Source organism: Promicromonospora kroppenstedtii DSM 19349 (assembly GCF_000515355.1).
GTDB lineage: Bacteria > Actinomycetota > Actinomycetes > Actinomycetales > Cellulomonadaceae > Promicromonospora > Promicromonospora kroppenstedtii.
This window is the reverse complement of sequence record NZ_KI911751.1, coordinates 19,320-21,124: the sequence shown is the minus strand read 5'-3', so window position 1 is coordinate 21,124 and position 1,805 is coordinate 19,320. Positions and strand designations below refer to the sequence as shown.

Annotated in this window: 3 protein-coding genes; 2 read left to right on the top strand and 1 reads right to left on the bottom strand. The window is 74.0% G+C overall.

Going from position 1 to position 1,805, the window contains the following annotated elements:
- On the top strand, window positions 1-260 hold a 260-nt coding region (locus PROKR_RS25810; RefSeq protein WP_036969414.1), incomplete at its 5' end, for a PucR family transcriptional regulator.
- Window positions 261-269: 9 nt separating this feature from the next.
- On the top strand, window positions 270-1,445 hold the full coding sequence (locus tag PROKR_RS25805) for an acyl-CoA dehydrogenase family protein (protein WP_036969412.1): 1,176 nt from the start codon (window positions 270-272) through the stop codon (window positions 1,443-1,445).
- 170 nt (window positions 1,446-1,615) lie between these two features.
- Here the strand turns inward: PROKR_RS25805 and PROKR_RS25800 are convergent.
- The coding region (locus PROKR_RS25800; RefSeq protein ID WP_211240243.1) for a PLP-dependent transferase at window positions 1,616-1,805 on the bottom strand (190 nt) is incomplete at its 5' end.

The following is a 1,805-nucleotide window of genomic DNA, read 5'->3' as shown; positions in this document are numbered from 1 at the left end:
AGCTGCTGCTCGCCACGGTCGAGGCGTGGTTCGAGCACGGCGGGTCGGGCACCAGGGCCGCGACGGCCCTGCACTGCCATCGGAACACTGTGCTGAACCGGCTGGCGCGCGTCGCCGACCTGACCGGCCGCGACATCAACGACCCGCGCGCCGCGGCGGAGCTCTACGCGGCGGTCCGCGCCCGGCGGCTGCGGCCGGGCGCGCCGACTGCGACACTTCCGACACCCGACCACCCCCATCCGGGTCCGTCCCAGGGTTAGCCTCATGACGTGACCGATCTACTGTCCGACGAGCTGCTTGCCGACGTCCGCCGCCGTGCCGCCGACTACGACCGGGACAACGCCTTCTTCTCCGAGGACCTGGCTGACCTCCAGGCCTCGGGCTACCTCGGCGCGATGGTCCCCACGGCCCTCGGCGGCGCCGGGCTCACGCTGCGGCAGACCGCCCGTCTGCAGGCCCGGCTGGCCGCGCACGCGCCGGCGACGGCGCTGGCCGTGAACATGCACCACGTGTGGGTGGGCGTGGGCCGCTACCTGCACGAACGCGGCGACTCGTCGCTGGACTGGCTGCTGCGCGAGGCGGCGACGGGCGAGGTGTTCGGCTTCGGCTACTCCGAGCCGGGCAACGACCTGGTGCTGCTCGGCTCCCGCACGGAGGCGCGGTCCGACGGCAACGGGGGCTTCACGTTCCACGGCCGCAAGATCTTCACGTCGAACTCCCCGGCCTGGACGCGGCTCGGCGTGCTCGGCCTGGAGAAGACCGGGATGCTGCGCGGCCGTAACGGCTCGGCGCGGCTGGTGCACGCGTTCATCACCCGCGAGGGCGGCGGGTTCGAGATCCTCGACGACTGGGACACCATCGGCATGCGCGCCTCCCAGTCGCGCTCCACGGTGCTCGACGGCGCCCACGCGCCCGCCGACCGGGTGCTGCGCCTGCTGCCGCCCGGCCCCTCGCTGGACCCGTACGTGCTGGGCATCTTCACGTCGTTCGAGGTGCTGCTCTCGTCGGTGTACGCGGGCATCGCGGACCGCGCGCTGGAGCTCGCCGTCGAGGCCGCGGGCAAACGGAGGTCGATGAAGACGGGCAAGCCGTACGCCCAGGACCCCGACGTCCGCCGCCGCATCGCCGACATGGCGCTGGCCCTGGACAGCGTGTGGCTCCAGCTCGACGGGATCACCGGCGACCTCGACGCCTCGGCCGCGGACCCGGAGCTGGACCGCGGCGCGGGCTGGTTCCGCGCCACGGCCGGCCTCAAGGTGCGCGTCACCGACGCGGCCCGCGAGATCGTGGACCAGGCGGTGCGCGTCTCCGGCGGCTCCACCTACTTCAACGGCTCGGAGCTGGGCCGCCTCTACCGGGACGTGCTCGCGGGCATCTTCCACCCCTCCAGCGACGACGCCGCCCACGCCACGGTGGCCCAGTCCCTCCTGGGCCCGCTGGAGTAGCCGGGGCGCTGGCGCTGGCAGGCGCTGGCGCCGGGGGCGCCGTCGAGTGGTCGGCAGAATGTCAGGTGGTCGGCAGCTCGAGCTACCGACCACCTGACATTCTGCCGACCACCCGATGTTCTGCCGACCGCCCGGCCCAGTGCCACGGTCAGGCGCGGGTCAGGCGCGGGTCAGGCGCGGAGCGCCGCGTCCAGGTCCGCCCAGAGGTCCTCGACGTCCTCGATGCCGACCGACAGGCGCAGCAGGTCCTCCGGGACGGTGTGCGCCTCGGTGCCCCAGCGACGGCGGCGCTCCAGCATCGACTCCACGCCGCCGAGCGACGTCGCCGGCAGCCACAGCCCGACGGCGTCCACGACGGCG